Annotated in this window: 16 protein-coding genes and 1 pseudogene; 13 read left to right on the top strand and 4 right to left on the bottom strand. The window is 71.0% G+C overall.

What is annotated here, in order from left to right; all coding sequences use genetic code 11:
• Positions 1-104 precede the first annotated feature (104 nt).
• The 3 genes from G4D85_RS05910 to G4D85_RS05900 all read left to right on the top strand — a co-directional run bounded on the left by G4D85_RS05910 (position 105) and on the right by G4D85_RS05900 (position 3,909).
• The gene (locus G4D85_RS05910) at positions 105-989 is read left to right on the top strand and encodes a trypsin-like serine peptidase (RefSeq protein ID WP_240359091.1); all 885 of its coding nucleotides are present in this window, start codon (positions 105-107) and stop codon (positions 987-989) included.
• 57 nt (positions 990-1,046) lie between these two features.
• On the top strand, positions 1,047-3,404 hold the full coding sequence (locus tag G4D85_RS05905) for a hypothetical protein (RefSeq protein ID WP_164008698.1): 2,358 nt from the start codon (positions 1,047-1,049) through the stop codon (positions 3,402-3,404).
• Positions 3,405-3,531: 127 nt separating this feature from the next.
• The gene (locus tag G4D85_RS05900) at positions 3,532-3,909 is read left to right on the top strand and encodes a hypothetical protein (protein WP_164008696.1); all 378 of its coding nucleotides are present in this window, start codon (positions 3,532-3,534) and stop codon (positions 3,907-3,909) included.
• Positions 3,910-3,994: 85 nt separating this feature from the next.
• On the opposite strand, the gene G4D85_RS05895 is transcribed toward G4D85_RS05900, so the two are convergent.
• Positions 3,995-5,491 carry a serine/threonine-protein kinase gene (locus G4D85_RS05895; protein ID WP_164008694.1) on the bottom strand — a complete coding sequence of 499 codons (1,497 nt, stop codon included), beginning with the start codon at positions 5,489-5,491 and terminating at the stop codon, positions 3,995-3,997.
• An 80-nt stretch (positions 5,492-5,571) separates the two neighbouring features.
• Here G4D85_RS05895 and G4D85_RS05890 point away from each other — a divergent pair, with 80 nt between their 5' ends.
• The 7 genes from G4D85_RS05890 (at position 5,572) to G4D85_RS05860 (ending at position 14,600) form a co-directional block, all read left to right on the top strand.
• Positions 5,572-6,408, top strand: coding sequence for a YARHG domain-containing protein (locus G4D85_RS05890; RefSeq protein WP_205525426.1), 837 nt, complete (start codon positions 5,572-5,574; stop codon positions 6,406-6,408).
• A gap of 78 nt (positions 6,409-6,486) precedes the next feature.
• Positions 6,487-7,161 carry a MotA/TolQ/ExbB proton channel family protein gene (locus G4D85_RS05885; RefSeq protein WP_164008690.1) on the top strand — a complete coding sequence of 225 codons (675 nt, stop codon included), beginning with the start codon at positions 6,487-6,489 and terminating at the stop codon, positions 7,159-7,161.
• Between the two features lie 2 nt (positions 7,162-7,163).
• Complete coding sequence (locus G4D85_RS05880; RefSeq protein WP_164008688.1) at positions 7,164-7,592, top strand: ExbD/TolR family protein; 429 nt, start codon at positions 7,164-7,166, stop codon at positions 7,590-7,592.
• A 9-nt stretch (positions 7,593-7,601) separates the two neighbouring features.
• Entirely contained in the window at positions 7,602-8,393 is a 792-nt protein-coding gene (locus tag G4D85_RS05875; RefSeq protein ID WP_164008686.1) for an energy transducer TonB, read from the top strand.
• Positions 8,394-8,557: 164 nt separating this feature from the next.
• A complete protein-coding gene (locus G4D85_RS05870) occupies positions 8,558-11,332 on the top strand; it encodes a TonB family protein (RefSeq protein WP_240359090.1) in 2,775 nt (924 codons plus the stop codon).
• A gap of 1 nt (position 11,333) precedes the next feature.
• Positions 11,334-12,257, top strand: a complete 924-nt coding sequence (locus G4D85_RS05865) for a hypothetical protein (RefSeq protein ID WP_164008682.1) — start codon at positions 11,334-11,336, stop codon at positions 12,255-12,257.
• Between the two features lie 87 nt (positions 12,258-12,344).
• Positions 12,345-14,600 carry a caspase family protein gene (locus G4D85_RS05860; protein ID WP_420821691.1) on the top strand — a complete coding sequence of 752 codons (2,256 nt, stop codon included), beginning with the start codon at positions 12,345-12,347 and terminating at the stop codon, positions 14,598-14,600.
• A gap of 119 nt (positions 14,601-14,719) precedes the next feature.
• Here the strand turns inward: G4D85_RS05860 and G4D85_RS05855 are convergent, their stop codons facing one another.
• The gene (locus tag G4D85_RS05855) at positions 14,720-15,502 is read right to left on the bottom strand and encodes an alpha/beta fold hydrolase (protein WP_164008679.1); all 783 of its coding nucleotides are present in this window, start codon (positions 15,500-15,502) and stop codon (positions 14,720-14,722) included.
• A gap of 98 nt (positions 15,503-15,600) precedes the next feature.
• Here G4D85_RS05855 and G4D85_RS05850 point away from each other — a divergent pair, with 98 nt between their 5' ends.
• Positions 15,601-16,128: a nuclear transport factor 2 family protein gene (locus tag G4D85_RS05850; protein ID WP_164009168.1), complete on the top strand. Its 528-nt coding sequence runs from the start codon at positions 15,601-15,603 to the stop codon at positions 16,126-16,128.
• Between the two features lie 77 nt (positions 16,129-16,205).
• Here G4D85_RS05850 and G4D85_RS05845 read toward each other — a convergent pair whose 3' ends face one another.
• On the bottom strand, positions 16,206-17,549 hold the full coding sequence (locus G4D85_RS05845; RefSeq protein ID WP_164008677.1) for an erythromycin esterase family protein: 1,344 nt from the start codon (positions 17,547-17,549) through the stop codon (positions 16,206-16,208).
• 643 nt (positions 17,550-18,192) lie between these two features.
• Between G4D85_RS05845 and G4D85_RS05840 the strand changes: the two genes are divergently transcribed.
• Both G4D85_RS05840 and G4D85_RS05835 read left to right on the top strand, forming a co-directional pair.
• Positions 18,193-19,380, top strand: coding sequence for an efflux RND transporter periplasmic adaptor subunit (locus G4D85_RS05840; protein WP_164008675.1), 1,188 nt, complete (start codon positions 18,193-18,195; stop codon positions 19,378-19,380).
• Positions 19,377-22,562 carry an efflux RND transporter permease subunit gene (locus G4D85_RS05835; RefSeq protein ID WP_164008673.1) on the top strand — a complete coding sequence of 1,062 codons (3,186 nt, stop codon included), beginning with the start codon at positions 19,377-19,379 and terminating at the stop codon, positions 22,560-22,562. The genes G4D85_RS05840 and G4D85_RS05835 overlap by 4 nt, the downstream gene beginning before the upstream one ends.
• A gap of 1,176 nt (positions 22,563-23,738) precedes the next feature.
• Here G4D85_RS05835 and G4D85_RS50690 read toward each other — a convergent pair.
• Positions 23,739-23,864: pseudogene (locus G4D85_RS50690) on the bottom strand (TetR family transcriptional regulator); the annotation flags it as partial.
• Between the last annotated feature and the right edge of the window lie 515 nt (positions 23,865-24,379).

Below are 24,379 nucleotides of genomic sequence, written 5' to 3'. Positions count from 1 at the left end.
ACAAGGTCCGTGGGAAGTGTCTTCTCACCAGCGCCAGATGCCCTGAAGCGCTGGCCGTCCCAGCAGCCCCCCGTGAATTCACTGCTGGGATGCGGCAGATTTTGGTGAGAGTCGCGAGGCCGGCCCGCCTCGTGGGGGTGTTCTCGTCCTGGGTGACCACCATGGAGTTCGACGGCGCGGACAGAGACGAGCTGTTGCGGGCGGTGACCCGCACCTTGGCCCCGGAGCGGGCGCTGCGCATTGCCCGAGTCAGCCTGGAGCGCATCTTCGGTCCCGGTCGCTCGGGCACGCCGGAAGCGTGGCGGCGGCGGCTGGCCTCCATCGAACGGCAGGTATGCCGCGTGGAGCCCCAGGTAGGCGCGGCGCTGGGCACCGGCTTCCTCGTCTCGCCCAACGTGGTCCTCACCAACTTCCACGTCATCGAGAACAAGCTGCTGGAGTCGCTGCGGGTGCGCTTCGACCACAAGGTGCTGCCGAACCGCACGCTGCTCCAGGCGGGCACGGTGTACCGGGTGACGAAGTGCCTGGCGCACAGTCGCTACAGCCCCGCGGACCTGATGCACCCGAGGCCGCGCGAGTCCACGGCGGACGAGCTGGACTACGCCTTCCTCCAGGTGGAGGGGGTGCCGGGCGAGGCCCTGGTGGACGGCGAGCCCCGGGGCTGGCTGGAGCTGCCCAGGACGCGCGAGCCCTTCGCGTCCGGCAGCCTGGTGCTCATCGTCCAGCACCCCGAGGGCCAGCCCATGAGCGTCGCGGTGGACGAGTTCCTGGGCGTCAACCCGTCCCGCACGCGCGTGACGTACCGGGCCTGCACGGGGCCGGGCTCTTCCGGGGCGCCGTGCTTCACCCGGGACTTGCGGCTGGCCGCGCTCCACCACAGCGGCGGCCCGCGCATGCCTTCCGCGCCAGGCCACAACGAGGGCATCCCCACCGACACCATTCGCGCCAACCTGTCCCCGGAGCTGCTCGAGGTGCTGGGCTGGAAGTGAGCACTGGCCACCCGGGCGCGAACTGGAGCCGTGGGGCGTGCCTGCTATCGTCGGTGGATGGAACCCGTCTCCGCCCGCTCCGTCGTCCTCGGCTCCGGCGCGAGTCTCGCGCACCTGGCCCTGGCCCTGCTGCTCCTCGCGCCGTGGGGGGCCGTCCAGGCCCAGCCGCGGCTCCGCGTGGCCGGCTCCAATGCCAGCAACGAGGTGCGGCTGCGCACGACGTCGGACACCTTCCGGCACGTGCTGCGCGTGGACCTGCTGCCCTCCGCCGCGTCGCCGGGTGGCGGCGTCGATGAGCTGCTCCCTGGCGGCGTGACGGTGCTGGTGGACCCGCTCCAGTCCCAGGACGGCGTGCAGGTGCCGCTGGCCGCCACGGTGGGCGGGGAGTCGGGTGGAGGCACCACCGCGGTCATCTCCGCGCGCCAGCCGCTGTCCGTCGAGCTGTCCGGGCGGCTGCCGACGGTGGGGGACTACACGGGGCAGGTGGTGCTCATCCACGCGGGAGGGCGGGAGACGGCGTCGCTCGTCGTCACGCGCGTGCAGGCGGCGCCCACGGTGCAGTTCGTCGCCACGTCCCCGGCGGTGGCCTCGTCGGGCTGGGGTTGGCGGCCGGTGGACGCCTCCGTGCGGCTGCCCTTCCGGGAGACGGCGGGCGTGGCCGGACGGATGGCGGTGCCCCAACTGCTCCAGCTCCAGCGCAAGACGCCGGACCTGGGCGCGGCCCTGATTCAGCCGCGCCTGACGGGTGCCCACTTCGCGCTGGAGGGTGCGCCACAGGGGGCGGACGGCCAGGACGCGGGGACGCTGCGGGAGGACATTCCCGTGGAGGCCCATGGCAGCGGCGCGCTGGTGCTGACGCTGCGCGGGCTGGACGGTCCGGGTGAGTACACCGGCACCGTGCGGGTGGCCGTGCCGGCTGGCGTCCCGGTGGAGCAGACCTTCACCATCTGGGTGCGCTCGCCGTGGACCTGGGGGGCGCTGCTCATCGCGCTGGGGGCGCTCTCGTCGTACTCGGTGCGGCTGTACACGCAGCACATCCGTCCCCGGGCGCAGCGGCTGCAGCGGGCGCTGGCGCTCAGCCGCCGGCTCCAGGCGCTCATGACGGGACAGGACGCGAAGCTGCAGGAGGTGGGCCTCGCGCTGCGCGGGCAGCTCGACGCGCTCGTGTCGGAGATACGCAAGCCGGTGCGGGGCATCCGCGTGGGGGACGCGGAGCTGGCGGGGGTGGAGCCCCGGCTGCGGCTCTACGAGGTCTGGTGCGCCGCCTCGCGGACGCTGCGGGCACTGCCAGAGGAGCTGCACCCTCCGGAAGCGAGCAAGCGGCTCTCCGCGGTGGCGACGTCGCTGCGCAGCGAGGATGCGACGGCGGAGCAGCTTCTCGCGCAGCTCAAGGCGGTGCGGGAGCTGGACGTGGAAGGGCTCGCGCGGGCGGGCCTGGAGGCGCAGTTGCTGGACATCGAGGGTCAGGCGCGCGCGCTGTCGAAGCAGCGGGGCAAGGACCCCCTGGGCCTGCGCCTCACGTACGAGCTGCTGCCCCTGCTCCAGAGCGTTCGAGGGAAGCTCAAGAGCGCGAACCTGGGCGTCGCGCGGCAGCAGTTCGAGCTGGCCCGCCGCTCCTACTTCGACATCCTGTGCGCGGAGCTGTCCACGGCCGTGGCGGCGCCGCTGCCGCCGCGTGGCTTCACCGACGAGGAGTGGCTGGAGCTGACGACGGATGTGAAGGAGCGGCTCCGCCAGGCACGGACTCGCGCCGATACCAGCGTGGATGAGGCCTTCCGCCTGTACCAGGGCGCCCACGCCATCTACGTACGCCAGCTCATCACGGAGCTGCGAAGAGACGTGGAGACGGCGCAGCAGGACGCCACGACGGAGGCGCACCGGAGCACGCTGAAGGGCATCGACGACGCGCTGGGCGGGGCCATGGGGTTCCTGTCCGCGACCTCGCCGCACGAAGCCGCGGTGGCCTACGACGAGGCGCGCGCCGACTTCACCCGCTACCAGCAGCCCCCTCGCGCAGGGCTCGGCGTCATCAATGAGTCGCTGGTGCCGGACGGGGGCGAGGTCGCCGGTATGCCCCGCCCCACGAATATGGGGGCTCCCACGGGAGGCGTCATTCCCACCCTCCCCGAGGCGCCCGCCGGCACGTCCGCGCTGGGAGACTTCGAGGCGATGCCGCTGCCATCACCGCGCCACATGTGGATGGTGGAGCTGGGCGTGCTGCTGCTGCTCACCGGCGTGGCGGTGGCGCTGGGCCTCCAGTTGCTCAACGTCTTCTCGCCCACGTGGGGCGGCTTCGGCGCGGGGATGACGGCCTTCCTGTGGGGCTTCGGCCTGCACCAGGTGGGCAACGCCACCTTCGAGGGGCTCACCGGCCTGCTCACGCGGGTGGAGAAGCAGACCACCCCCGGTCCCTGAGCGGGCAGGGAGTCCCTCGCTCCTCCGAAGGCTCTCCCGCAGGAGGCTCGGGCAGGAGGCCCGTCCCCGCGTCACATCCTCCTGGTCCCCACTCCAGCCTCCTGGAAACCCGCACTGGAGGGGCGTCATGGGTACCCTGCAAATCATCCTCATCGGAGCACTGGGCAGCGCGCTTCAGGAGTTGCTGCACTGGTACGGGCTGCGCGAGCACCTGTCGACGCCGCGCTACAAGCAGCTCATCCGCTCCGTGCCGTACTGGGTGATTACCGGCCTGATGATTGTCGGCTCGGGCGTGGCCGTCTGGGCCTGGTTCGCGGGGGAGACGGACCTGCCCGCGCGCCAGTACCTCATCGTAGGCGCGGCCCTGCCCCTCCTCCTCAAGAAGGCGGTCGAGGCGGTGACGGGCACGAAGCCCACCACCACCGTGGCGCGTGGCCCGGCCTCCGGCGCGAAGCTCAGCGACTACTTCCGCAGCAGTGGTGTCGGGGAAGAGCGCATGGCCTGAGGCGGCGCGCTCCCTCAAGGGCGCCTGCCGCGACGCGGCGCTCTTTGGGCCGGCGGAGCGAGTGCCCGCCGCCGCGCCCGGGCGCTCAAGGCCCGTCGGCCGCCACTTCCACCGTCACCGGCAGGCCCCGTTTCCTAGGATACGGGAGCCCCGCCATCGCCTCTTCGATGCAGCGCGCCGCCACCGTGCCCGCGAGCGGCCCCGCCACCTTCGCCTCCGCATGGCCCTGTCCATCCAGCGTGAGCTGCACCGGCACCCGCTCACCCACTCCGCGCGCGAGGCACGTCACGGCCCGCTCCCTTCCCGTGCGAGCTACCTCCGTCACCTCCTCCACGAAGGACTCGCGAGTCTTTGCCACGCGCGACAGCACGGCGGAGACGATGAGCAGCAGGAAGCCTCCGTAGAGAATCATCAGCCGCGAGTGCGGCACGAAGCGCTTCAGCCCTGTCGGCGGAGGCGGCGCGACTTCGTCTGTCTGCTCCGACGCCGGGGGCAGGGCCTCCAGCGCGGCGGCGGCCTCGGCCCGGGCCCGCAGCTCCGCCAGGGTGGGGATGCGCGTCCGCGCGCGGATGCGCTCCTCTCCGAACAGCTCGCGCAGGAACGCGGCCAGCTCCTCGCGCCCGTGTCCCGGAGCCAGCGTCGCGCGCAGCTCCTCCAACTCCTTGGCAAGCTCCGCGGCGGTGGCGTAGCGGTCTCCAGCCTTCGGCGCCATGGCGCGCATCACCACCGCGTCCACCGAGGGCCCCAGCTCGGGCCGGTGCTGGCTCGGCGGCGGCGCTTCCCCCACCATCGCCGCCTTCAGCGAGTCGTAGTCCAGCGGGCGGCGGAACGGGTCCGCTCCAGTGAGCGCCTCGTAGAGCGTCACGCCCAGGCCGTACACGTCCGCGCGCCGGTCCACGAGGCCACTGCCCTTGCGCTGTGCCTCCGGTGGCTGCGAGCCCACGTGCTTGAAGATGGGGCCACCCATGAGCCGGACGGCCGTGCGGGCGATGCCGAAGCCGGACAGCTTCACCCCGCCGTCATACCCGAGCAGCACGTGCGCGGGTGCCACGTCCCGGTGCAGCACCTCCAGCGGCTTCCCCTCCGCGTCCGTGGCCTCGTGCGCGGCGTGCAGCCCGTGCGCGACCTGCGCGACGATGGACAGCGCCAGCGGCACGGGCAGGCGCGCGCCCTTCGCCTCCAGCGCGGCGAGCACGGTGGAGAGCGTCTCGCCGGGGACGTACTCGGTGATGAGCTGGAAGAAGAGGGGCCGGGGCGAGCCGTCCTCCGCGCCGGGAGGCGTGCCGAGCCACGTGTCCAGCGTCCGGAGGATGTTCGGGTGGTCCAGGCGCGTGGCCCGCCGCCATTCCTCGTGGAACACCTCCGCGCCGCCCTGCTTGAGCGCGGAGCCGGAGGGGAGCTGGTGGATGAGCACGTCGCCACGCTCGGCGCCGTCCTCCTCCACGCGCCGCGCGAGCAATGCGCCCGTGGTCCCCAACTCGGGCCGCTGGAACACGGCCACGTAGGGCCCGAGCTGCCAGAGTAGGGGAGCCCCGTCCTGGAAGACGGTGCGCTCCCGGGTGGGATAGAGCAGGAAGGACAAGAGGCGGTCTCCTCGCGCGGAGCGTAGGCTATCGTTCCCGAGACATGAAATTGCCCGCCGGTAGCCTCGGATGTCTCACCGTGCTCGTCGTGGTCCTCTCCGCCCCAGGGGCCCGGGCGAGCAGCTGTCTCTGTGACGTCGACCTCTACCCGAAGGTGCTCCTCGGCAAGGCCACGTCCCAGGACATCTCCCAGTGCGAGGAGGGCCGCCCCAGCAAGGAAGACGCGCTCAGCTGCGTGCGCGGGCTCTCCTACAAGAATGTGAAGCAGGGCGAGCAGACGGCCGAGTCCTTCCGCCTCGGCGTGGACGGGCTGGTGGCCGCGTCGAAGGACAAGGCCCTGTCCAGGGGCGCCACCAACCTGCTGCTCAGCTCCCAGTCCTACGCGGACACCGCGGTGCGCGCGAAGGTGCGTCCCGTCATGGTGGCCGGGGGCCGCGCGCCGCTGTGGGACACGCTGGTGTCGGCGACGGACGGGGACGCCGCCGCCTTCACCCGGGCGCTCTACGCGTACTGCGAGCACTACAACGTCATCTCCGAGCTGGCCCTGGAGGACGTGACGCTGGACCAGCTCTGGCCGCCACCGTCGGGCGTGAAGCCCGCGGACGCGCGCAAGCGGCTGTCCTGTCCGTACGGGCAGAACCTCGTCCTGGCCGCCGCCATCCGCTCGCTCCAGGGGAAGCTGCCGGCGGAAGCGCTGGCGCTGCTGTCTCCGCCCCAGTTCCGCCTGCTGCGCAACGCCGTGTATGCCCGCCACGGCCGCGTCTTCCAGGCGAAGGACCTCCAGGACTTCTTCTCCCAGGAGTCCTGGTACCAGCCCGACCCTGCCTACACGGACGCACGTCTCACCCCCGAGGACAAGCAGCACCTGGACCTCATCCAGGCCGCCGAGACAAAGGCGGCGAAGGGCCGGAAGTAGGGCCGGGCACTTTCGGGTGACACATTAAATAGGGGTCGGTGTTCCCTTCGCGCCAACGCGGTTCATGAGGGGAAAACCATGTCGTCCATCGTTGTCTTTGCCCAGGCGCCCGCCGAGGGTCTGGGCTGGCTCAGCAGCAAGCTGCTCGGCGTGACGCTCACCTCCGCCGAGTGGGTGCTGTGGGTGCTGGTGTGCCTCTCTGTGCTCTCCATCGCCATCATGCTGGAGCGCACGGTGTACTTCGCGCGCAACCGGCTGCCGGACTCCGAGACGCTGGCGCTGCGCCTGGCGCGTGGCGAGCTGGAGGCGGTGCGTGTCGCCATCCAGGGAAAGAAGGGCATGGAGGCCGCCGTCATCCGCGAGGGCCTCGCGTCCTCCGGCCAGGGCGCCGACTCCGTGGAGCAGGTGATTGCCTCCACCATGGCCCGTGAGCGTCCCCAGTACGAGCGCTTCCTCTCCTTCCTTGGCACGCTGGGCAACAACGCCCCGTTCATCGGCCTGTTCGGCACGGTGCTCGGCATCATCAAGGCGTTCCATGACCTGGGCTCCATGGGGTCCAAGGGCGCGGCGATTCAGCAGACCGTCATGGCTGGCATCTCCGAGGCGCTCGTCGCCACGGCGGTGGGGCTCGCCGTCGCCATTCCGGCGGTGGTCGCCTTCAACATCTTCAACCGCCAGCTCAAGACGCTCACCAGCCGCGCCAATGCGCTGGGCCATGCGCTGGTGGGCAGCCTGCGCGCGGAGGTCCGCTAGTCATGGCCGGCGCCCAGCAGGACAACGAAGAGGAAATCACCGGCATCAACGTCACGCCGCTGGTGGACATCGTGCTGGTGCTGCTCATCATCTTCATGGTGACGGCGAACTTCATCGTCCGCGAGACGGTGGAGGTGGACCTGCCGCGCGCCGCCAATGGTGGGGAGACGGTGCAGGGGCTGGTCAACGTGGTGCTGGACAAGGACGGCAAGCTCTTCTTCGACGGTACCGAGGTGAGCGAGGCCGACCTGTCCGCGAAGGTGGCGGAGCAGGTGGCCAAGGACAAGGACACCCGCGCCATCATCAGCGCCGACCAGTCGATTCCCTATGGCCGCGTCATGCGGCTCATCGACGTGGTGAAGGGGCAGGGCATCGCGAAGTTCGCGCTCAACATCGAAAAGGACGTCGCGCCCACCGCGCCGCGGGGCTGACGCAAAGCCATGAGTGAGCTGGTGCTCGATGACAGGGCGTGGGTCGCCCCGAGGCGCGGGGGCAACGGGCTGCTGGTGGGCTTCGTGGTCGGCTCGCTCGCGCTGCACGGCCTGGCGCTGGTGGTGCTGCACACGCGGCCCACGGAGCGTTCCAAGGTGCAGCGCCCGGTGGAGCTGGTGATGGTGGAGGTCCAGAAGCCGCCCCCGCCCCCCGTGGTGAAGGAGGAGCCGAAGCCCGAGCCGCCTCCGCCGCCGAAGGTGCGCGTGAAGCCCCCGCCGATAAAGGTCGCCGAGGCGCCCAGGCCGCTGCCGCCGCCTCCGCTGGACGCGCCGCCTCCTCCGAATGAGACGCCCCCGCCGGCCGCGAAGCCCACGCCGCTGGTGGTGGGCATGACGATGTCCTCCACCACGAGCGCGGGCAGCTTCGCGGCGCCCGTGGGCAACACCCTCTACGGCCGCACCGCCGACAAGGCGAAGGCGCCGCAGGAGGTGAAGGCGTACAGCGCGCCGAAGTACACGCCCATCTACCAGGTGGACTCGGAGCCCACCGTGGCCGCCGAGGTGAAGATTCCCTACCCGGACGAGGCCCGCCGCGCCGGAGTCGAGGGCACGGTGACGCTGTCCATCACCATCGACAACGAGGGCAGGGTGGTGGCCGCGAAGATTCTCAACGGGCCGGGCTACGGCCTCAACGAGGCGGCGCGCGACGCCATCCGCCGCTTCCGCTTCAAGCCCGCCTTCAAAGGCGGCGAAGCCGTCTCCACGGAGATGAAGTACTCCTACACGTTCCTCCTCGATTGACGCTCCCTCTCCCGCTGGGAGAGGGGCGGAGCGAGGGGAGGCCGGACCTGGCTGGTGATATCCCCTCCTCAGCCCCAAGGCGCCGGACTTCTCCACAGGCCTTCGTTCCGCCCCTCCCTCAGTGGGAGCGGGAACCCCCATCACCCCGTATGCTCGTCCACGCCATGTCCCCGAACCTGAAAGCCCGAAGCGCGCTCGCCGCGGCCTCGCTCCTGCTGGCGACCCCGGCGCTCGCCCAGGCACCACAGGCCGGCGCGCCTCCCGCGGAGGCCGCTGCGCCGTCGCAGACCGAGGGCGCTCCGCCCGCGCCGGCCCAGCCCACTATTACGAAGCCTCCCGAGCTGGTGCAGCAGGTGAATGCCCAGTACCCACCCGACGCGCTCACCCAGGGCCTCACCGCCTCCGTGCGCCTCATCATCACCATCGCCGAGGACGGCACCGTGTCGGACGTGCAGCCCACGGAGCTGGTGGGCAACGGCTTCGACGAGGCCGCGCAGGCCGCGGTGCGCCAGTTCCGCTTCTCCCCCGCGGAGGTGGACGGCGTGCCCGCGCCGGTGCAGGTGGAGTACGTCTACCACTTCACCCTCACCGCCCCGGAAGAGGGCCCCGGACAGGAGCAGGTCGAGCAGGAGGCGCCGAAGGCCACGCTCACCGGCCAGCTGATTTCGCGAGGCAGCCGCTCGCGCGTGGCGGGCGCCACGGTGCGCTGTGGTGACGACCCGGAGGCGCCCGAGGCCACCTCCGACGCGGACGGCCGCTTCACCCTCGAGGTGCCGCCGGGCGAGTGCGCGGTGCGCGTGGTGGCGTCCGGCTACCAGCTCTACCAGACGAAGGAGCAGCTCAAGGAGAACGAGACGACGGAGGTGAACTTCTTCCTCGCCCCGGCGGGTGGCGCGCTGGAGACGGTGGTGCGCTCCGAGCGGCCGAAGAAGGAAGTCGTGCGCCGGACGATTACGCGCGAGGAGGCGCAGAAGACGCCGGGCACCTTCGGAGACCCCATCCGCGTCATCCAGGCGCTGCCGGGTGTGGCGCGCGCGCCCTTCATCTCCGGCGAGCTGCTGGTGCGCGGCTCCAACCCCGGCCAGACGGCGACGATGATGGACGGGGTCAGCATCCCCATCCTCTTCCACCTGCTCGGCGGCCCCTCGGTGGTGAACGCCGAGTTCATCGACCAGCTCGACTTCTACCCGGGCGGCTACGGCAGCCAGTACGGCCGCGCGGTGGGCGGAATCGTGGAGGTCGGCACGCGCAAGGGCGCCGCCGACACGTTCCACGGCTCGGTGAAGGTGGACGTGCTGGATGCGGGCTTCTTCCTGGAGACGCCGGTGTCGGACGGCATCAGCGTGGCCGCCGCCGCGCGGCGCTCGTACATCGACACGCTGCTGCCCGTCTTCCTCCCGAAGAGCGAGGGCAGCACGCTGTCCGTGGTGCCGCGCTACTGGGACTACCAGGTGCGCGTGGACTTCGGCGCGAAGCGCGGCGCCAACTCCGAGGCGGAGGCCCAGGCCCTGGCGGGCGGCGCGCGCAGCACCGGCTACGTCATGGCCTTCGGCAGCGACGACCAGCTCCGCGTGGTGTCCTCGGGCCCGGAGACGGAGCGGGACCTCTCGCTGGACACGCAGACGCTCTTCCACCGCATCAAGGGTGACTGGACGTACCGCAAGGGCGCGCTCACCTCCGTCTTCACGCCGTACGTGGGCTACGACGGCAGCAGCTTCAAGTTCGGCACCGCCAGTCAGGACGGCACGGCCTACACGGTGGGCGCGCGCGAGGTGCTGGGCATGGAGCTGTCCTCCGAGCTCACCGTGCGCACCGGCCTGGACCTCATGTACGAGTACCAGTCCTACGACGTGAAGTTCCCCGCCCCGGAGGACTTCGAGTACGTGGCCTTCCCGGGCGCCGAGTCCGTGGGGGAGCTGCTGGTGGAGCAGCTGTCCGTCGATGCCTTCGACGGCGCGCTCTTCCTGGAGGCGGACGTGAAGGTGGGGAAGTTCACCTTCACCCCGGGCGTGCGCGGCAACCTCCAGGTGGCGAGCGGCGGGGCCCGGAACCTGGCGTTGGACCCGCGCCTGTGGGTGCGCTTCGGGGCCACCGAGCGCACCAGCCTGAAGGGCTCGCTCGGCCTCTACAGCCAGCCGCCGGAGACGTTTCGCTTCATCAGCCTGCCGTACGGCAACCCGGAAGTCGTCTACCAGCGCGCCTTCCAGAGCAGCCTCGGCGTGGAGCACCGCTTCACCGACGCGTTCAACGTGGACTTGACGGGCTTCTTCAATCGCCGCTTCAAGAACATCGTGGCGCCCGGGCAGCTCGTCACGCGTGACAGCGGGGGTGTCGTCCAGCTGCCCTACTCCAATGACGGCATCGGCCGCGCCTGGGGTGTGGAGCTGATGGCGAAGAAGGACCGCACGTCCGCGACGGACAAGTGGTCCGGCTGGGTGTCGTACACCTTCAGCCGCTCGCTGGACGGGCGCGCGGGGCCGAAGCCTGATGGTGGCGGCGGCTTCGGCGGGGACTTCGGTAATGAGACTGACTCCACGTACGGCCTCAGCCCCTTCGACCAGACGCACATCCTCACGCTGGTGAGCAGCTACGTGCTGGGCAACGGCTGGGAGCTGGGCGGACGCTTCCGCTACACCACCGGCCGTCCGACGACGCCGCTCAACCACACGTATGACCTGTACCAGTCGGACCGCAACCGCTTCGACGGTACGTATGGCCCGTACGCCTCGGCCCGCACGGCGGGCTTCCACCAGCTCGACATGCGCCTGGACAAGAGCTGGCAGTTCCAGAGCTGGACGCTGGGCGCCTACCTCGACGTGCAGAACCTCTACAACCAGGAGAACGTCGAGTTCGTCTTCAACGACTACCGGCAGCGCCAGGAGTACGAGGTGCCCGGCATCCCCATCCTTCCCGTGGTGGGCGTGAAAGGAAGCTTCTGACATGAAGGCCCTGTTCAACTACGGCGGCCTGTTGCTGGTGGCGCTGGGTGCCATCGCCTGCGTCGACCCCGAAGACCAGCCCTCGCGCGTGCACGACTTCCGTGTGCTCGGCGTCGCCACGGAGCAGCCGGAGCTGATGGCCGCCACGTGCGAGCGCACCCCGGAGGCCCTGGACTCGCTCGCGGCGGAGGTGACGTACCGCGCGCTGCTGGTGGACCCCGCCGGTGAAGGGCGTCCCATCCGCTACACGCTGTGGGCGTGCGCGGACACGGATGACCACAGGTGCTCGGACGAGGCCAACCGCGTGCTGCTCGCGGAGGGCACCACCGTCGCGGGGGAGCTGTCGTTCCCCATCCGCCCCGGCGCGGCCACGGTGGGGGAGGACAAGCTCCTGCTGGAGCGCGTGCAGGAGGAGGACCCCTACAAGGGGCTGGGAGGCATCCGCATGCCGCTCGTGCTCCACGCGGTGGCGGGGGACGAGGAGGTGTACGCGCAGAAGCTGATGGTCTTCTGGTGCCCGGTGGTGGAGGGCATGAAGGCCAACGAGCAGCCGGTGCTTCCGGGCCTGCGGGTGGACGACGCACCGTGGGAGGACGGAGCGCTGCCGGAGCTGAGCGGCCCCGGCCCCTTCGTGGTGACGTCCGAGGACGTGTCGGCGCTGGAGGAGACGTACGTGGTGCCGGGCCTGCGGCTGAACACCGTCACGCTGAAGGAGGCGTGGGAGATTTCCTGGCACACCACGCTGGGCGAGTTCGCCCCGCAGGAGACAGGCGGCGCGGACTTCGGTGGCCAGCAGGGCAGGCACCGCACGGAGTGGGAGCCGCCCGAGGGCGCGACGGCGCAGGAGGTGACGTTCTGGGCCGTGGTGCGGGACGGGCGGGGCGGCAGCTCGTGGGTGATGCGTCGGGCGCGCTGGAGTCCCTGAGCGCGACTCGCCAGGGGGCGGCCAGACGCGGTATGCCACCGGCGCTCACGTGACGCCGGGCCGGGGTTGGCACGGAGCGGGATGCGGATGATGAGACGCACCACATCGCGTGGGTGGGGATGGGTGGCCGGCCTGCTGGCCACGGCGTGGCTGGGGCTCGGCTTCGCGCCGGCTGCCCTCGCTATTCCGCCCACCGAGGAGCCCGGGGCCACGCTTCCCGGCGCCCCGGTCGTAGCGTCCCCCAGCGGAGGGCCGGAGGTAGGACCGCGCAGCGGCGCTCCCACCACAACGCCCACCGAGGAGCCCGGGGCCACGCTGCGCCGCTTCGCGCTCGTCGTCGGCTCCAGCGAGGGCGGCCCGGGCCGCGAGCGGCTGCGCTACGCGGGCTCGGACGCGCTGGCCATGTCCCGAGTGCTGGAGGAGCTCGGCGGCGTGGCGGTGGCGGACCGGGTGCTGCTGCTGGAGTCGGACCGCGCCGCCTTGCTGGGCGCGCTGGAGCGGATGAAGGCGCTGATGGGAGAAGCCGGTGCGCCGGGAGTGCGGCGTGAGCTGGTGCTGTACTACTCGGGCCACTCGGACGGGGACGGCCTGCTGCCGCGCGGCGAGCGCTTCTCCTACGAAGACTTGCGGCGCGCGCTGGGCGCGGTGCCGGCGGACGTGCGCATCGCCATCCTCGACTCGTGCGGCTCCGGCGCGCTCACCCGGTACAAGGGCGGAGTGCGCCGGCCCGCCTTCCTCACGGACGAGTCGTCGCAGGTACGGGGCCACGCCTACCTCGCCTCCAGCTCCGCGGACGAGGTGGCGCAGGAGTCCGACAGCATCGGCGCCTCCTTCTTCACCCACTTCCTCGTCACCGGCCTGCGCGGCGCGGCGGACGCCAGCGGCGATGGGCGGGTGACGCTGCACGAGGCCTACCAGTTCGCCTTCCACGAGACGCTGGCGCGCACCGAGCGCTCGCAGGGTGGACCGCAGCACGCGGCCTACGACATCCAGCTCGCGGGCAGCGGCGACCTGGTGATGACGGACCTGCGCGGCTCCAGCGTGCGGCTCGCGGTGGCGGAGGACGTGCAGGGCCGCCTCTTCGTGCGCGACTGGGGCAACCAGCTCGTCGCGGAGCTGCAGAAGCCCGGAGGCCGGCGGCTCGCGCTGGGGCTGGCGGCGGGCCGCTACACCTTCATCCTGGAGCGCCCCACGCAGCGCTTCGAGGCCGAGCTGTCGGTGTCCTCCAAGGGCGGCGCGGAGCTGCGCTCGGAGCACTTCGTCCCGGTGTCGCTCACGCGCACGGCGGCGCGCGGTGGCGAGCCTGTCGTGGCCGGGCTCCCCGAGGCCCCCGGGGTGGACGTACCCACGGTGCCCTTCAACGTGTCGCTGGTGCCGCCGCTGGCCACCAGCACGCTGTGGGGTGGCAGCGGCATCAACCACCTGGCCCTGGGCGCGCTGGCGGTGCGCTCGACGCAGCTGAAGGGCCTGGGCGCGGCTGGCGGGGTGGGGTGGGTGGACGGGACGATGGAGGGCGTGCAGGTGTCGGGCGTCGCCAACGTCGCGGGCGGCGAGGTGGCGGGCTTGCAGCTGGCGATTGGCGGCAACCTCGCCTTCGCGGGCGGGACGGGCGGCCAGATGTCCGCCGGCTTCAACAGCGCGGAGGGCGACTACACCGGCTTCCAGCTCAGCACCACGGCCAACCGCGCGGCGGCGAAGCTGCGAGGCTTCCAGGCCGCCGCGGGCATCAACCTGGCCGAGCGGCTCGCCGGGGCGCAGGTGGGGCTCATCAACATCTCCGGGGACGTCTCCGGCGCGCAGGTGGGCCTCATCAACGTGGCGGCGGACGTGCGGGGCGTGCAATTGGGGCTCATCAACATCGCGGACGACGTGTCGGTGCCCATCGGCATCCTGAGCATCGTCCGCAAGGGGCGGCTGGCCTTCGAGGCGACGTCCGATGACGCCCTCCCGCTGGCGGTGAGCATCAAGTACGGCAGCCGCACCGTCTACGTGCTGGTCACCGAGGGCGTGCGCATCGAGAACCGCTCCGTGCGCACCCTCACCCTGATGGGCCTGGGCGTGCACTTCCCGCTGGCCGAGGCGGAGCGGTACTACCTGGACGTGGACCTCTCCACGCAGTTCATCGGCGGGGACGGTGCCGGCTCGCTGAGTCGGCTGCGGGCCATGGTGGGCTGGGAGCTGAAGCGGCGCTTCGCCGTCTTCGCGGGCGTCTCGCTCAACCTCTACGAGCCGTCCGATGAGGGGGAAGAGCTGGACCCCAGTCTGCTGCCGCAGTGGAACCTGGGGCGCGGGCCGGACGCGACGCAGGTGTGGCCCGGCCTCCTGTTCGGCGTGCGCATCTGACAGGACGGCCCCTCGTCACAGGGAGCGAGGTGCCCTGGCGTCACGCGCCCTGCCTCAGCCACTTCAGCAGGGCCTGGGGTGCGTCCACATCGCCGAAGCCGGGGCGAGGTGCCCGGGCTTCATGCGCCCTGCAGCAGCCACTCCAGCAGGGCCTGGGGCGCGTCCACATGGACGAAGTGCCCTGATTCGGGGAGCGTGGCCACGGGGCAGCCGGCGGCGACCATGCGCTCCGCGTCCGCGTCCGACACGTACTTCGCGCGCCCGCCGCGAATGCAGCGCATGGGCGGGCGGCCCTTCCGCTCCACTGCTTCCCACAGGTCCGTGCCGTTGACGCGCGAGTGCAGCCCCGCGAGCGCCTGCCGGTCGAAGCGCCAGCTCACGCCGTCCGGCTGGGTGAGCAGGTTCATCAGCAGCCAGTCCGCCAGCGGCTCGGACAGTCCGCGCCCCGTCAACTCTGCCCGCATCGCCCGGCGGTTGTCCGCGCGCGCGGGCGCCTGGAGGAGCACGCCCAGCACCTTGCCGCTCTCGGACAAGTCGCCCGGGACGGGGCCGGGAGTGATGTCCAGCAGGGTGACGCCGCGGACGGCCTCGGGCACATGGAGGCTGGCGGCCAGCGACACGCGCCCGCCCAGCGAGTGGCCCACCCAGTCGAACGCGCCGGAGATGCCCTGGGCGCGCGCGGTCTCCACCACGTCGCGGGCCAGGGTGAACAGGTCCGCGTTCGGGGGCATGCCGAGGGAAGCGCCATGGCCGGTGAGGTCCGGCAGCAGGAAGCGGCGGCGAGGGTCCGCCGCGCTACACGCCGCCGCCAGCGAGCGCAGGTTCCGCCCCGTCCCGAGGAAGCCGTGGAGCAACACCGTGGGCACGTCGCCCTCACCCACCTGGAAGCTCTCGAGGACCATGTGCGTCACCTTTCTCTCCGCTCCCGAGCACCTTGACCTGGGGCGGGCCGTGCCGCTTCATACCGCGAACCTTCTTTCTGACGAGGTCTCTCCGCGTGATGACTGTCTCCCTGTTGCTCCTCGCGCTCGCCGCCGCCCCAGTGGGTGGAACCGCCACGGACCCGAAGGCCGCCGTCGCCGCGGTGCTGGATGACTGGCACAAGGCCGCCGCCGCCGCGGACGAGCCGCGCTACTTCGGCCACTTCACCGCCGATGGCGTCTTCATGGGCACCGACGCCACCGAGCGCTGGACTCGCGACGAGTTCCGCGCCTGGGCGAAGCCCTACTTCTCCAAGGGCAAGGCGTGGAGCTTCAAGCCGGTGACGCGCCACATCTCCCTCTCGAAGGACGGCGCGCTCGCCTGGTTCGACGAGACGCTGGACACGCCCAACCTGGGCCCCAGCCGGGGCAGCGGCGTGCTGGTGAAGGAGGGCAACGCCTGGAAGATTGCCCAGTACAACCTCTCCGTGCCCGTCCCCAACGACTTGATGAGCGACGTGACGAAGCGCATCGCCGAATACGAGAAGTCGCAAGCGGCCGCGAAGGCGAAGCCGGCTCCGGCGCCCGCGCCCGCTCCGAAGAAGTAGCCCGCTCGGGAGAGGAAGGGAGTGGGGTTGCCACGGCCCCTGGGTTCGGACCCGGGTCGTGGCCCCCACCCCGCTCCTCACAAACCGAACGGGTAGGTGTCTGGCGCGTCCTCCTCCTCGTGGCCGGAGTCGGCATCGAGCGGCCGGAGGGGGCGCGTCTCGTCATAGTGCAGCACCGCGTCGAACTGGGCGGGCAGGTCCGCGTGGAAGTAGTGGCTCCAGCGCTCGGTGCGCGGGGCGTAGACGACGCCGATGGCGCGCTCCAGCCGGCGCTCTCGCAGGCCGCTGGCGGCCTCGCCCAAATCCTCCATGCGCAGGAGGAACGAGGGCATTCCCACCTCGTGGAAGAGGGCCTCGTAGCTGCCGGCCATGGCGGGCTGAATCCGCCGCCGCAGGCCCGGTTCGTCCCACTCGTGCGCGGCGATGACCACGCCGGTGTACGTGGTGAAGCCCACGTTGTACGTGGCGTCGCCGTGCCGCTCGCGCAGCAACTGGCCCAGGTTCAGCTCGCCCTGGTCGCCCATCTGCGTAGCGCGGGCGTCGCCCAGGTGTGAGTTGTGGGCCCAGATGACCATGCGCGCGTGGCGGCCCTTGCGGGACAGGTGTGCGAGGAGTGCGTCCGCCGTGTCCGCCATGTGCGTGTCGCGCAGGTTCCAGCCCTCGTGGCGGCCGGCGTACATGCCCCGGTAGTAGCCCTCCGCGTTGGCGGCGAGCCGGGCGTTCTGCTCGGCGAAGTAGCGTGGGTCCTCGTCCCGTGCGTTGAGGGGCGCGCGCCGCTGCAATTCCAGGAGCTGGGCCCGGACCGCGTCTTCGCAGGTGTCCGCGTGGCCGTAGGCGGTGGCCGCGCCGTAGCTCTGCGGCTCGTGGCCGAAGCGGTCGAAGCACGCATAGCGCTCGCGAGCCCGCTGGGCGGCCACGGGGTCCACCGTCTCCAGGTAGGCCACCACCGCGCGCATGGACGCATGGAGGCTGTAGAGGTCCAGCCCGTAGAAGCCGGCGCGGAGCTCGGGGCCCACGCTGGCGTTGTGGGCGCGCAGCCAGGTGACCAGCTCCTGCACCTCGCGGTTGCGCCACATCCACTTCGGGAAGCGCTGGAAGTTGCCCAGGGCGCTGGAGGCGTCCCTGTCGTTGCCCTCGCCGTGGACGAAGGCGTTGACGCGCAGGGCATCCGGCCAGTCCGCCTCCACGGCCACGGCGGTGAAGCCATGCTCGGAGACGAGGCGGCGGGTGAGGGCGGCGCGGACCTGGTAGAACTCGTGGGTGCCGTGGGTGGCCTCGCCCAGGAGCACGAAGCGCGCGTCGCCGATGCCCTCGATGAGCGGGTCCAGGTCCGCGGGCCTGCCACTCAGCGGCAGCGCGGCCGACCGGACTCCCTCCAGCAGGGCAGGCGACATCTCCTGCTCGTCCTCGAACGGGCTCATGCCCCTTGGCGGGCTCATGCCCTCAAAGGTGGGACGGGCAGGCGCCGTTGACCAGCGGCCTCTCCTCGCAGCCTGCGGGGCGGGCAGGGGAGCGACAGCCCCGCGCCGCTGTCAGTGTAATCACCAAGGCCCATTGGACGTGGACGCGCCCGCGGATGCGGAACCCAAGAATGCGTTGCGGCTTTCGGGCCTGGGTGATTAGTAACCGGCCATGTTCCATTTCGTGGCCGGTAACACCCCCATTCAGACCGTCGCGGCCTCCGTTGCCGCGCGGATGGCCGCCACTGCCCCGTCGTCCCACTCCGCCCAGGTGGCTCGCGCCTCCATGGGAGGTGGCGTGAGAGAACGTCGGATACTCCCGGCGCGCCCCTGTTGTCGACAACGTTGCTGAGCAACCCGCGCCCGACCCGGCAGCTGTAAGAGCCGCTCCCGACGCCCGTTGTCCGTGAGTGCGCGGCGTCCCTGCCGCGCCTGAACCCCTGCACCCACATTTCCGGCTCCCCGGGGGACGTGTCCGTCCCGGTGGAGGAGCCCTGGCGGAGCCTTGCTCCGCCTCCTGAGCCTCAACGGTTGGTGCGAAAGCCGACTCGCGGGAGCGCGAGCCATTTCGTGCCGGCCGTCTCGTTTTGCAGAGGAGTCACCCATGAAGCTGAGACGTGTCGTGGTGGGCGCGGCCCTGGTCGCCCCGCTGATGGTGGGAGGGTTCGTCCTGGCCCGTGACGGAAACGGTGAACCGCCGTCCGCGAGCCCCGCGAGAGCGGCGGCCCCCGAAGTCATCGTGGCCGAGGTCGTCACGAAGCCGCTGTCGGAGAGCGCGGAATTCACCGGGACGCTCGCCGCCGTGCAGAGCGTCGAGCTGCGTCCCCGAGTCGGGGGCTACCTCGACTCCGTTCGCTTCGCGGAGGGAGGGCTGGTCAAGGCGGGACAGGTGCTCTTCCAACTCGACGCCCGCACCTATGAGGCCACCCTCGCGCGCGCCCAGGCGGACCTGCGTCAGGCCGAGGAGCGGAGCACCCTCGCGCAGAGCCGCTTCGAGCGCGGCGAGAAGCTGGTTGCCGAGCGGGTCATCTCCCAGGGTGACTTCGACGTGCTGAAGGCCGAGCGCGCCGAGAGCCGCGCCCGCGTCGAGTCCGCCCGCGCCGCCGTGCGCTCGGCCGACATCGACCTCCAGGACACGAAGGTCCGAGCGCCCATCAGCGGACGGGTGGGGCAGGCGCTCGTCACGCCGGGGAACCTCGTCAGCGGAGGCAGCGCCGGTGCGACGCTGCTCACCACCATCGTCTCGGTGGACCCCTTCTACGTCTACTTCGACGTGGACGAGACCACCTACCTGCGCTTCGCGAGCGCGGGGCCCTCGGGCCGGCAGTCCGACGGTCGGGTCCACCCGGTGCCCGTCCGCGTGGCCCTGCTGGGCGACGAGGGCTTCCCCTGGGAGGCCCGGCTCGACTTCCTCTCCAACCGCGTGGACTCGGGCACGGGCACCGCGCGAGCCCGCGCCGTCCTGTCCAACCCGGACGGCCGCCTCACGCCCGGCCTCTTCGCGCGTGTGCGCCTGGAGACGGGCCCGGCCCGAGCCACGGTGCTCATCGACGAGCAGGCGGTGGGGACGGACCAGCAGGGCCGCTTCGTGCTGGTGGTCCGCCCGGACGAGTCGCTGGAGCAGCGTCGGGTGGAGCTGGGCGCCACTGAAGGGGGCCTGCGCTCGGTGCTCAAGGGGCTCGCCCCCGGGGAGCGCATCGTCCTCAAGGGAATGGCCCGGCCGGGCATGAAGGTGGCACCGAAGCTGGTGGCCATGGCGAAGACGCAACGTCCCGAGGGCTCGCGCCCATGAAGTTCACCCACTTCTTCGTCGACCGGCCCATCTTCGCGGCCGTGCTCTCCGTCCTGCTGCTCATCGCGGGCGGACTCTCGCTGGTGCAGCTCCCCCTGAGCGAGTACCCCGCCGTCGCGCCCCCCACGGTGGTGGTGCGCGCGGCCTACCCCGGCGCCAACCCCCAGGTGATTGCCGAGACGGTGGCCGCGCCGCTGGAGCAGGAAATCAACGGCGTGGAGGGCATGCTCTACCAGTCCTCGCAGTCCACCAGCGACGGCCGGGTGACGCTGACGGTGACGTTCGCCCAGGGCGTGGACGCGGACCTCGCGCAGGTGCAGGTGCAGAACCGGGTGGCGCGCGCGATTCCGCGCCTGCCGGCGGAGGTGCAGCGGCTCGGCGTGCTCACGGAGAAGACGAGCACCGACCTCCTGATGGTGGTGCACCTCGTCTCACCGGACTCCACGCTGGAGCCCCTCTACCTCTCCAACTACGCGGTGCTCCAGGTGCGCGACGTGCTCCAGCGCATCCCCGGGGTGGGCGGCGTGGTGGTGTGGGGCGCGGGCGAGTACAGCATGCGCGTCTGGTTGGACCCGGCGAAGCTCGCCTCGCGCAAGCTCACGGCGAGTGACGCGGTGGCCGCCATCCGCGAGCAGAACGTGCAGGTGGCCGCCGGAGTCGTCGGCCAGCAGCCGGACGCCAGCTCCGCCTTCCAGATAACCGTCACCACGCAGGGCCGGCTCACCGACGAGGAGCAGTTCGGCGACATCGTCCTCAAGGTGGGAGAGGGCGGGCAGGTGACGCGCCTGCGCGACGTGGCCCGGGTGGAGCTGGGCGCCAGCAGCTACTCGCTGAAGGCCCTGCTGGACGGCAAGCCCGCGGTGGCCATCGGCATCAACCAGGCGTCTGGCTCCAACGCGCTCGAGGTGTCCTCCGCCGTGCAGGCGAAGGTGAAGGAGCTGAGCCAGGCCTTCCCCAAGGGCATGGAGTACCGCATCGCCTATGACCCGACCTTCTTCGTGCGCGCGTCCATCAAGAATGTGGTGACCACGCTGCTGGAGGCGGTGCTGCTGGTGGTGCTGGTGGTGGTGCTCTTCCTCCAGACGTGGCGCGCCTCCATCATCCCCCTGGCGGCGGTGCCGGTGTCGCTGGTGGGCACGGCGGCGGTGATGCACCTGCTGGGCTTCTCGCTCAACACGCTCTCGCTCTTCGGGCTCGTGCTCTCCATTGGAATCGTAGTGGACGACGCCATCGTCGTCGTGGAGAACGTCGAGCGGCACATCGCGCTGGGCGCCAGTCCGAAGGAGGCGGCGCGCCGGGCGATGACGGAGGTGACGGGGCCCATCATCGCCATCACCTCGGTGCTGGCGGCTGTGTTCGTGCCCACCGCCTTCATGGGCGGGCTCACCGGCCAGTTCTACCGGCAGTTCGCGCTCACCATCGCCATCTCCACCCTCCTCTCCGCCTTCAACTCGCTCACCCTGAGTCCGGCGCTGGCGGGCGTGCTGCTGCGCTCACACCACGGGCGGAAGGACGCCCTCACGCGCTTCATGGATTGGGCGCTGGGGAGCTGGCTGTTCCGGCCCTTCAACCGCTTCTTCGACCGGGCCTCGGAGGGCTACGTGAGCGCGGTGCGGCGCGTGGTGCGCATCAGCGTGGTGGCGCTCGTCATCTATGGCGGGCTCCTCGGGCTGACCTGGGCGGGCTTCGAGCGGGTGCCCAAGGGCTTCGTGCCCATGCAGGACAAGTACTACCTCGTGGGCATCGCCCAGCTCCCGCCCGCGGCCTCGCTGGACCGGACCACGGACGTGGTGCGGCGGATGTCGGAGCTGGCCCTGGCCGAGCCAGGCGTGGCGAACGTGGTGGCGTTCTCCGGCCTGTCCGTCAACGGCTTCGTCAACGCGCCCAACGCGGCGGTGGTCTTCACCATCCTCGACACCTTCGAGAAGCGCACCACGGACGACCTCTCGGCGACGGCCATCGCCGGGCGGCTCCAGGCGAAGTTCAGCACCATTCAGGAGGGCTTCACCGCCATCTTCCCGCCACCGCCGGTGCCGGGCATGGGCGCGTTGGCGGGCTTCAAGCTCCAGCTGGAAGACAGGGCAGGGCTCGGCCCGGAGGCGCTGTACGAAGCGGCGCAGGCGCTCGCGCGGCGGGCCTCGGAGGAGCCGGAGGTGGCGGGGCTGATGTCGGGCTTCGAAATCAACGTGCCCCAGCTCAAGCTCGACGTGGACCGGGTGAAGGCGAAGACGCAGGGGGTGCCGCTCGGAGACATCTTCGACACGCTGCAAATCCACTTGGGCTCGCTCTATGTGAATGACTTCAACCGCTTCGGCCGCACCTACCAGGTGAACGTGCAGGCGGATGCGCCGTACCGCATGCAGCCGGAGGACATTGGCCGGCTCCAGGTGCGCAACCCTCGGGGCGACATGGTGCCGCTGGCCTCGCTGGTGAACGTGGTGCCGTCCTTCGGGCCGGACCAGGTGATGCGCTACAACGGCTACCCGTCAGCGGACCTCAACGGGGTGGCGCGGCCGGGCGTCAGCACGGGGCAGGCGGTGGCGGCCATGGAGCGGGTCGCGACGGAGACACTCCCCGCCGGGATGAGCTTCGAGTGGACCGACCTCACCTACCAGGAGAAGCTCGCCGGCAGGGAAGGGCTGCTCGTGTTCCCGCTGGCCATCCTGCTGGCCTTCCTCATCCTCGCGGCGCAGTACAACAGCTGGACGCTGCCGCTGGCGGTGCTGCTCACCGTGCCCATGGCGCTGCTCAGCGCCATCGCGGGCGTGTGGCTCACGGGAGGGGAGAACAACATCTTCACCCAGATTGGCCTCGTGGTGCTCATCGGGCTCGCGGCGAAGAACGCCATCCTCATTGTCGAGTTCGCGCGCTCCAAGGAGGACGAGGGAATGGGCGTGGTGCAGGCGGCGCTCGAGGCGTGCCGGCTGCGGCTGCGGCCCATCCTGATGACCTCGGTGGCCTTCATCATGGGCGTGGTGCCGCTCGCGACGGCGACGGGCGCCGGAGCCGAGATGCGCCAGGCCATGGGCGTGGCGGTGCTCGCGGGGATGCTCGGGGTGACGCTGTTCGGGCTCGTGCTGACGCCCATCTTCTACATCGTCATCCGGAAGCTGGAGCTGCGCAGGGCGGAGCCCCAACCCGCCCCGCTGCCACCCGGCGCCACCGGAGCACCGGGGCACTGAAGGCAGACCCGTGAGAGAGGCTCCGCATCCACGGCGGATGACTGAGAGCAGACCCGTGCGAGAGAGGCTCCGCGCCCACGGCGGATGACTGAGGGCAGACCCGTGAGAGAGAGGTTCCGCGTCCACGGCGGATGACTGAGGGCAGACCCGTGAGAGAGAGGTTCCGCGTCCACGGCGGATGAATGTGTCGCGAGGACCATGATTGAAGAGCAGGCCGGAAGCCATCGAGGCTTCCGGCCGTCTGTCTTTCAGACGCTCACGGTTTGGGTTGGCTCGGGAGTGGCCCTGACGGCATCTCCCGAGCACACCTCCTACTGGATGGCTTGGAGCAGGGGACGAATCCGTGCTCGCGGACGGCGCACCCGGTGCTGTAGCCGTCGCGGCGCTGTGAGCTTCGCGTGCTTCATCTCCAGGGTGTGAGCCAGCCAGCGGCGTCCCCAACAGGACAGGGTGCTCTCCACCCGTGGATCGCAGTTCAGCCACCTGAGTTATCAGCAGCGCGCTGCATTCCTCACCGGCAGGGCGCGCGTCGGTCGGCGGCGACTCCAGGGTTAGAGAGGCCGGCTCCATTACAATGGCGTCGGGAGTCCCGGCCGACGGTGCATCCCGCAGTAGAGAAGCTGGCGCCATCGCAACGCCGTTGGGGGGCCCGGCCGACGGTTCTTCTCTTCCTGGAGAAGGAGTGCCAGCACCCCGTGGTCCGGAGTCTTTCGCACGCGCCAGGGCGCGCCAGAGAGCATCGGCCGAGGACTGCACTTCGACTTCACCCACCCTGGCGCCCTGCCGGGCCGCGCGCGCCAGTTCCAACAGCGTGCCCCACACCAGCCCCTCGCCCACAAGGCTGCAGCCCGGTGTCAGCACGCCCTCCTTCTCGCCCTTCTCCAGCACCTCGCGCACCAGTGCGCGGGTGGCTCCTCCGTTCGACTGTGGCAGGAGAGCGCCCGGAATTCGGGGCCCGGGGGCAGGGGCGGACTGCGCCCCATACTCATGGGCATGCCAGTGCAGGAAGGTGAAGCTGAAGAGGTCCGGATGCCGCAGTGCCCACCCGACCAGTTCCCACCAGAAGGCGTAGAAGGCCCGGCCGAAGTCCACGCCTGGCTGCACATGCTTCATGAAGAAGGCGACGTCGGCCTGGTAGCTGAGCTCCCTCTCGGCGTAGTCGCGCACCGCCAGCGCCAGGCCCTGCTTGCTGCCGTAGTGCCGGTACAGCGTGCCCACCGAGAAGCGCATGGCCCGCGCCAGCTCGCAGGCCTGCACGTTGTCGTAGCCCCGCCGCGCCAGCAGCGCCGCCGCCGCGTACATGGCCTCGGCGTGCATCATCTCCAGAACCCACATCCCCTTGCCCCTCCCCGCCCCCGGACGGCTACCGCCCGGAATGAACGTTCCTTCCGCCAGCACCTGTCTACCGGGTGGGTCTGACATGGGGCGCACCGTGAGGGGATGCTTCGGGTTGTGCGCCCTTCCGCCGCGGGCTTGGCCTGGCGTGTGGCCCGCCACGGAAGCGGAGCGGCGGCCATGATGGCGTGGGGTCAGTCGCGGAGGCGGAGCTGCGGGCACGGAGGCGGAGCTGCGGGCACGGAGGCGGAGCTGCGGGCCCGGAGGTGGAGCTGCGGGCCCGGAGGCGTAAGCGTTCGCCGTGCCCTGTCGTCGCAGGCTTCAGCCTCGCGTGAGACCTCCAATGGCTACACAGCTGGAGCAGCAAGTCTCAGCGGGGTACCAAGGCGGCTTCCATCTTCTATTCCCTCATCAAGATGGCACTCCTTCTCGGTGGAGAGCCTGGCCGCTACCTGCCGCGCGCTGCGCTGCGCTCGCCTCCA

Origin of the sequence: Pyxidicoccus trucidator, from assembly GCF_010894435.1 — a bacterium.
Taxonomy (GTDB): domain Bacteria; phylum Myxococcota; class Myxococcia; order Myxococcales; family Myxococcaceae; genus Myxococcus; species Myxococcus trucidator.
Note: the sequence above shows the minus strand (reverse complement) of the source record. Positions and strands in the feature narration are given on the sequence as shown.

Coding starts and splice junctions, on each gene's coding strand:
- G4D85_RS05905 (WP_164008698.1), top strand. CDS start 1,047: ATGGAACCCGTCTCCGCCCGCTCCGTCGTCCTCGGCTCCGGCGCGAGT.
- G4D85_RS05900 (WP_164008696.1), top strand. CDS start 3,532: ATGGGTACCCTGCAAATCATCCTCATCGGAGCACTGGGCAGCGCGCTT.
- G4D85_RS05885 (WP_164008690.1), top strand. CDS start 6,487: ATGTCGTCCATCGTTGTCTTTGCCCAGGCGCCCGCCGAGGGTCTGGGC.
- G4D85_RS05880 (WP_164008688.1), top strand. CDS start 7,164: ATGGCCGGCGCCCAGCAGGACAACGAAGAGGAAATCACCGGCATCAAC.
- G4D85_RS05875 (WP_164008686.1), top strand. CDS start 7,602: ATGAGTGAGCTGGTGCTCGATGACAGGGCGTGGGTCGCCCCGAGGCGC.
- G4D85_RS05870 (WP_240359090.1), top strand. CDS start 8,558: ATGTCCCCGAACCTGAAAGCCCGAAGCGCGCTCGCCGCGGCCTCGCTC.
- G4D85_RS05865 (WP_164008682.1), top strand. CDS start 11,334: ATGAAGGCCCTGTTCAACTACGGCGGCCTGTTGCTGGTGGCGCTGGGT.
- G4D85_RS05860 (WP_420821691.1), top strand. CDS start 12,345: ATGATGAGACGCACCACATCGCGTGGGTGGGGATGGGTGGCCGGCCTG.
- G4D85_RS05855 (WP_164008679.1), bottom strand. CDS start 15,502: ATGGTCCTCGAGAGCTTCCAGGTGGGTGAGGGCGACGTGCCCACGGTG.
- G4D85_RS05850 (WP_164009168.1), top strand. CDS start 15,601: ATGACTGTCTCCCTGTTGCTCCTCGCGCTCGCCGCCGCCCCAGTGGGT.
- G4D85_RS05845 (WP_164008677.1), bottom strand. CDS start 17,549: ATGAGCCCGTTCGAGGACGAGCAGGAGATGTCGCCTGCCCTGCTGGAG.
- G4D85_RS05840 (WP_164008675.1), top strand. CDS start 18,193: ATGAAGCTGAGACGTGTCGTGGTGGGCGCGGCCCTGGTCGCCCCGCTG.
- G4D85_RS05835 (WP_164008673.1), top strand. CDS start 19,377: ATGAAGTTCACCCACTTCTTCGTCGACCGGCCCATCTTCGCGGCCGTG.